This window comes from uncultured Thiodictyon sp. (genome assembly GCF_903828115.1).
Taxonomy (GTDB): domain Bacteria; phylum Pseudomonadota; class Gammaproteobacteria; order Chromatiales; family Chromatiaceae; genus Thiodictyon.
Genome location: NZ_CAIKKU010000603.1, coordinates 1 through 7,138 on the forward strand (window position 1 = coordinate 1; position 7,138 = coordinate 7,138).

Annotated in this window: 6 protein-coding genes; all 6 read left to right on the forward strand. The window is 64.2% G+C overall.

The window, feature by feature from the left end; translation table 11 throughout:
* Window positions 1–1,182, forward strand: a 1,182-nt coding sequence (locus QZY48_RS22790; protein ID WP_295435414.1) for a UbiD family decarboxylase, incomplete at its 5' end; no start/stop codon positions are given.
* Complete coding sequence (locus QZY48_RS22795; protein ID WP_295435415.1) at window positions 1,179–2,348, forward strand: PrpF domain-containing protein; 1,170 nt, start codon at window positions 1,179–1,181, stop codon at window positions 2,346–2,348. The genes QZY48_RS22790 and QZY48_RS22795, both read left to right, overlap by 4 nt.
* A gap of 14 nt (window positions 2,349–2,362) precedes the next feature.
* Window positions 2,363–2,932: a UbiX family flavin prenyltransferase gene (locus QZY48_RS22800; RefSeq protein WP_295435417.1), complete on the forward strand. Its 570-nt coding sequence runs from the start codon at window positions 2,363–2,365 to the stop codon at window positions 2,930–2,932.
* The gene (locus QZY48_RS22805) at window positions 2,922–3,431 is read left to right on the forward strand and encodes a pyridoxamine 5'-phosphate oxidase family protein (RefSeq protein ID WP_295435419.1); all 510 of its coding nucleotides are present in this window, start codon (window positions 2,922–2,924) and stop codon (window positions 3,429–3,431) included. Before QZY48_RS22800 ends, QZY48_RS22805 begins: the two co-directional genes overlap by 11 nt.
* A 97-nt stretch (window positions 3,432–3,528) precedes the next feature.
* The gene (locus QZY48_RS22810; protein ID WP_295435421.1) at window positions 3,529–5,163 is read left to right on the forward strand and encodes a UbiD family decarboxylase; all 1,635 of its coding nucleotides are present in this window, start codon (window positions 3,529–3,531) and stop codon (window positions 5,161–5,163) included.
* Between the two features lie 42 nt (window positions 5,164–5,205).
* Window positions 5,206–6,969, forward strand: a complete 1,764-nt coding sequence (locus QZY48_RS22815) for a UbiD family decarboxylase (protein WP_295435423.1) — start codon at window positions 5,206–5,208, stop codon at window positions 6,967–6,969.
* Window positions 6,970–7,138 lie beyond the last annotated feature (169 nt).

Sequence of the window (7,138 nt, forward strand, 5' to 3'; positions counted from 1 at the left end):
CTGATCAACTGGGGCATCTATCGCATGATGTACCGGGCAAGGAATGAAACCAACGTCGACATGCGCAACGACAGTCATAAGGCGCGGATTCATGCCAAGGCCTATCAACAACGAGGACTGGACATGCCCGTCGCGGTGGTCATCGGCGGGCCGACCCTGGACAAGATCGCCGCAATGTATTCAGTGGCGGATACCGATGACTGGGACGTTCTGGGCGGGTTCTATGGCGGACCGGCCCTGCTCGTCAAGTGTGAGACCAATGATCTGACCGTGCCCGCCAACGCGGAAATCGTTCTGGAGGGACACATCAAGACCACCGAGGGCTGGATCTTTGATGAAGGTCCCTATGGCGAGTTTACCGGGACCTACGGCGGCGGGCTGCCGCGCAATTGCCGTTTGCTGATCGATTGCATGACCTACCGCAAGGGCGGGATCTATCAGCATGCCACCATTGGCGGTTTGCATCCGGGGCGTACGGACATGGCGGTCTGGAATTCGACGATCGAGGCCGATATCTATACTGCCCTGAAGAATGCAGGCATTCGGGTACTGGATGTCAACATCCCGGGCAACGGCTCCACCAATATTGCCTATGCCAGCATCCGTACCGTCGGGGGCGGTGATGCCAAGCAGGCGTTGGCGATCATGCTGAGCTGTTCGCGTCAGTGGTTGCCGAAGATCGCCTATGTCTTCGACGAGGATGTCGATATATTCGATCCCGACCGCGTCATGTGGGCCTTTGCCTGGCGCCTCGACCCGGCCAAGGACATTATGATCCTGCCGGAACAGAACGTCTTGCCGCTGGAGCCCATGTGCAACACCAACCAGCCGCCGGTCAACCTCGCAAAGGTTGGTTTCGACTGCACGATTCCGCGGGTCGGCGGCTTCGATCCGCTGTCGTTCGCCGCCTGTCAGGTGACTGACCCCTTTGCCATTCCGGAGAGCGGGCGAACGCCGCTGACGGAAGAGGAAATCACGCGGAGTATGGAGGCGTTCATTCGCGAGACACCGCGCTCATGGTTCGACATCTTGAGTCGCTTCAGTGGTCAACCGTACCCGTCGGTCTATCGCGCCTTCGGGAATCTGCGGCATCGGCTGGGGCGGGTGAGTGATAACCGGCCGGCTTATCCCTACACCTTCGCCGCCTCGTGCTTCGTCGACGGCAAGGGGGGCACGCCATGAAGCTGGTGCGCGGGATCTACATGCGGGGCGGTACCAGCAAGGGGGTCTATTTTCATGCGAAAGACCTGCCCGCCAACCCCGCCCTGAGGGACCGAGTCATTCTCGACATCTACGGCAGTCCGGACCTGACCCAGATCGACGGATTGGGCGGGGCCAACGTGCTGACCAGCAAGACCGCGATCATCGCGCGCAGCGCCCGCCCGGACGCGGACGTGGATTACACCTTCGGGCAGGTGATGATCAACGAGCCCTTGGTCGATTACCGGATCAACTGTGGAAACATCTCCGCCGGGGTCGGCCCCTTTGCGATCGATGAGGGGTTGGTCCCGGCCGTTGAACCATTGACCAGGGTGCGAATCTTCAACACCAATACCCAGCGCGTCATCATCGCCGAGGTGCCGGTGAAGAATGGTCGCGCCGAGATCGCCGGGGATTACCACATTGACGGTGTACCGGGCACCGGCGCCAGGATACTCCTGGATTTCGCCGCCACCGGCGGTACCCTCGGCAAGGGTTTGCTGCCGACCGGTCAGGCCCGTGAGACCCTCACTATCGACGGACTGGGGACATTCGAGATCTCGGTCGTGGATGCGGCCAACCCGTCGGTCTTCGTGAAGGGCGCCGATCTGGGCCTGCAGGGTACCGAGCCGTTCGAGGACATCCTGAACAACCAATCTGTCTGGGATAAGGCGGACAGGATTCGCGGAACCGTCGGGGTCAGGCTCGGGATGTACCCGGACCTGGACAGCTTCCTGCGCATCAACCCCACTATGCCCTTCTGTATCCTGGTCTTTCCGCCGATCGACTACACCGACTTCGTGGACGGCCGGGCCATCTCACCCGGCAGTTACGATATCAAGGGCATCATTCGCTTTGCCGGCGCCGTGCACCGTGCCTATTCCGGTACCGGGTCCGTATGCACCGCGGTGGCGGCACAGATCGAGGGCACCGTCGCCAATGCGGTCTGTGGCGAGGCCGCGCGTTCGGCCGCCGTCGTCCGTATTGGCCACCCCTCGGGAATCATGAACGTCGATATCAGGGTGGAACGAGACGGCCAGGAGTACCGGATACTGCGGGCCGCCTATGGCCGAACAGCCCGCCGGATCATGGAAGGCTACATCTACCTGAAGCCATGGGCGGACGACGCGTCCATGCTGTCTCTCTGAGTTGCGGAGGTCGCATGAAACGACTGATCGTCGGACTCTCGGGCGCCAGCGGCGTCATCTATGGTGTACGCCTGCTGGAGGTCCTGAAGACCATACCTGACATCGAGACCCATCTGGTCGTGAGTAAGGGGGCGGAAGTCACCCTGCGGCTGGAGACCCAGACCAGCATAGCCGACCTCAGGGCGCTAGCTGATATCGTCCATGAGCACGGCAACCTCGCCGCCCCGATCTCCAGCGGCTCGTTCCGGGTCCTGGGGATGGTGGTGATCCCCTGCTCCATGAAGAGCATGGCCCAGATCGCGCTCTCCCTCGGCGACAACCTGCTCAGCCGGGCGGCGGACGTGACGCTCAAGGAGCGGCGCAAGCTGGTTCTGGTGCCCCGCGAGTCCCCGCTGCACCTGGGCCACCTGCGCCACATGACCGCCGTCACCGAGATGGGCGCCGTGGTCCTACCCCCGGCCCCGTCCTTTTATCACGCGCCCCTGACCATCATGGACCTGGTGGACCAGACGCTGGGTAAGGTGCTCGACCAGTTCGGGATCGAGCACGTCTTGTTTCGGCGCTGGGGCGGCGATGCAGACTGATGCGTTCACGGCGGCAGCCCGGCGACTCTTCGACGAAGTGGCGGTGATGACGCTCGCGACCTGCACGGACGCCGCGCCCTGGGCCACCGACGTCTACTTCGCCCCGGATGGGTTCAACCTGATATTCCTCTCCTCGCCGCGCTCCCGGCACAGTCGCAACCTGGCCGTCAATCCGGCCTGCGCCGCCACCATCCATCCGCTGGTGAAGTCCTGGCGGGAGATTCGCGGTCTCCAGATCGAGGGCGAGGTTCACCCACCCGAAGGTACCCTGGCCAAGGCCCGCGCGCTCGCCGCCTATCTGAGCAAATTCCCCTTCGCCCAAGACCTCATCGCCCACCCGGTGGAGACGGCAGGCGCCCTCTCCCACGCCACCCTGCAGGTACTGCGACCCTCCCGTCTGCGCTATCTCGACAACGCCGTCGGGATCGGCACGCGCTGGTCCCTGCGCCTGGTGGATGGTCAAGCCGTCGGCCCGCCGGAACTGGAGGCACGCGAGTGAGTGCGGCGCCTACCCACTGACATCCGTCTGCACCAACGCCGGGCGGTCGGCACCGACCGTCCGGGGCCGTTTTAACCGCAAAACCGGAGGCTCCACCATGGACTACGAACCGGCGGGCTACGACGATTTCGACGCCCACCTGAAAAAGCTCCAGGATCAGGGGCTGCTCTACAGCATCGAGCGGGCTATCGACAAGGACGCGGAGATGCACCCGCTGGTCCGCTGGCAATACCGCGGCGGCATTCCTGAGGCGGAACGCAAGGCCTTTCTGTTCACCAATGTCACCGACGCGGCGGGGCGGACCTATCCAGGCGCACGGGTCGCGATCGGCGCCCTGGCGGGCAACCGTCGCATCTATGCCCTCGGGATGAATAAGCCGGAGGCTGCCATCGGCCAGGCCTGGCTCGACGCCATCGCCCATCCCATCGCCCCGCACCAGGTACAGCGGGCGCCCTGTCAGGAGGTGGTCATCACCGGGGACGCCCTGCGGGCCGGCCAGGGGCTGGATGCACTGCCGATCCCGGTATCCACCCCCGGCTACGATACGGCCCCCTATTTCACCGCCGCCCTTTGGGTCAGCCGCGACCCCGATTCCGGCATCCAGAACCTCGGACTCTACCGGGGCAACCTCAAGGCGGCGGACCGGGTGGCCGTCATGATGGAGCGCTCGACGCTCGCCGGCGGCTCGGTGCATTGGTACAAATACAAGAAGCTCGGCCAGCCGATGCCGGTGGCGGCGGTCCTGGGGGCACCCCCCATCGTCGCCTTCACCGGGCCGCAGAAACTCCCGCTGGACTGCGATGAGCTGACCGTCGCCGGCGCACTGGCCGGCTGTCCGATCAACATCGTCAAGTGCAAGACGCAGGACCTGTGGGTCCCGGCCGAGGCCCAGGTCATCGTCGAGGGCTTCATCAGTACCGATCAGCTCGAGCCCGAGGGTCCCTTCGGCGAGTCGCATGGTTACATGGCCCTGGAGGAATACAACTTCTCCATGACGGTCACGGCCATCACTCGCCGGACCTCTTACACCATCGCTTCCATCATCTCCCAGGTGACCCCGTGCGAATCGAGCGTCATCAAGAAGGTTGCCTATGAGCCGCTGTATCTGTCGCACCTGCGCGACCACCTGAATATCAAGGGCGTCACCCGTGTATCCATGCATGAGCCCTTAACCAATCTGCGGCGCTTCCTGTTCCTCTCCATTGCCCGAGGGACACCGAAGACGGAGATCTGGCGCGCGCTCGAAGGCGCCGCCTCCTTCACCCCGGCCATCGGTAAGTTCTGTGTGGCGATCGATGAGGACATCGACCCGGAGGACACCGACCATGTGCTCTGGGCGCTGGCCTACCGCTGCAACCCCGCGGTCGACACCCATGTGATCCCCAACCGCGGCAAGGGCCACGGGCCTGAGTTCAAGGGCTGCGAGATCGATTCCACCATGCTCATCGACGCCACCGCCAAGGCCGACTACCCCCCGGTCGCCTTGCCCAAGCAGGAATTCATGGAGCGCGCCCGTGCCATCTGGGAGGAGTTGCAACTCCCCCGACTCACGCCCCAGTCCCCGTGGAGCGGCTACTCGCTCGGGGACTGGTCAGAAGAATGGGACGCGTGCGCGGCCCGGGCGGCCAAGGGCGACTGGCTCACCAACGGCCGCCGCTCCGCCGCCAACTGTAGCCGCACCGCCCAGCCGCAGGACCTGGCCCGCGATATTCGGCTGAGCGATCAGGACTGATCCCCAACCGGTCTCATCCACCATCCCAAACGAGGCATCACCATGCAACCGGGTTTTCAACGCAGCTACGACGACCTGAACGATCACCTGGCGAAGCTCAAGAAGCTGGACCTGCTCTGGACCATCGATCAGGAGATCAATAAGGACAAGCACCTGCACGCCTTCGTGCGCTGGGGCTATGTCGGCGACGTGGGTACCGTCGTCAACAACAATCCCAAGCGCGCCTTTCTCTTCACCAACGTGACGGACGCCAAGGGCCGCAAGTACCAGGGCGATTGTGACGTGCAGGTCGGCGGTACCGCCGGCTCCCCGGCCATCTATGCCGCCTCGATGGGGATCGACTACCAGGGCGAGGGCATCTCGGCCCTGTCGCAGAAGATCTTCGAGAAATGGACCAGGGCCTTCGCGACCCCGATCCCGGCCGTAGAGATCCCGTCCGCGGAGGCGCCGGTGCACGAGGTCGTGCTGACGGGCGATGACCTCAAAGGCGGGGCGGGCAAGGGCATGGACACGCTGCCGGTCCCCAACAACACCCCCGGCTGGGACACGGCGCCCTATTTCTCGGCCGGACTCTTCGTGACTCTCAATCCCGAGACCGGGATCCAGAACATCAGTCAGAACCGCTGCAGCCTCAAGGCCTCGGACCGCATCACCGGTATGTGGCTCATCCAGACCAACGGCGGCGCCCATCAGAACTGGACCAAGTACAAGGAGCGCGGCGAGAAGATGCCGGTGGCGCTGATCGTCGGCGCCCCGCCGACGCTCCAGGTCATCGGACCCCAGAAGGTTCCGGAGTATCTGGACGACATGGACGTGGCCGGGGCCCTGGCCGGCGCGCCCTATCGCAAGGTCAAGTGCAAGACCATCCCGCTCATGGTCCCGGCCGATGCCCAGATCATCATCGAGGGCTGGCTCGACCCGACCAAGCTGGAGATGGAGGCGCCGTTCGGCGAGTCCTACGGCAACATGTCGGTGGAGGAATACAACCACTCGATCACCGTAACGGCCATCACCCGGCGCAAGAAGGCGATCCTGACCTCGATGATCTCGCAGATGGCGCCGTCGGAATCCGGGGTCATCAAGCAGCTCAACTACAGTGCGGTGATGCTCAATCACCTGAAGAATACGCTCTACATCCGCCAGGTGAAGGACGTCGCCCTCCATGGCCCCATGATCGGGGTCTCCCGATTCACCGTCATCGTGATGGAGCGCAATTCTCCCAAGACCGAAATCTGGCGGGCGCTGAGCGGCGCCACCACCTTTATGCGCTCGGTGGGCAAGATGACCGTGGCGGTCGATGAGGACATCGATCCCAACAACGTCGAGGAGGTGTTGTGGGCCATCGCCTACCGCACGGATCTCATGAAATCGGTAAAGATCGAGGACCACCAGGCCAACGGACACGCACCCAAGCTGCGTGACCGCGAGTGGGAGGCCAAGATCATGATCGACGCGACCATGCACTATGCCATGCCGCCGGTCGCCCTGCCCACCAAGGAGATCATGGAGGAGGCCCGCACACTCTGGGAACAGGCCGGACTGCCGCCGGTCACGCCGCGCTGGAAGTGGTACGGCTACGATCTGGGGGACTGGTGCGAGGAGTGGACCCGGTGTGCCGAACGGGCGGTCAACGGCGACTGGCTGATCAACGGCGAGCGCACGGCGCAATTGGTCGACACCGATGCGGTGGGCGGTCCGACCGCCGGCGTACCCCGCGCCGGCGTGGTGTGCTGGAACGAAAAGACCGGCGCGGTCGACTATCCGCCAGGATTCCCACTCAAGGATCGGTTCGACACTGACGAGTAACAGCGGACAGGGACTGGTCGCCGACGCCGACGGGCGTCGGCATTCTGTGGTTTGATGCCGGGCCCGGTCCGCTCGGGCCGCGGCTGCGGCGCGGGCCTCGATCATAACCCCCGGCCAAGCCGCGCCGGCGAGCGCCCGCGCTTAAGCCCACTCGGACGTTGGGAGCGCC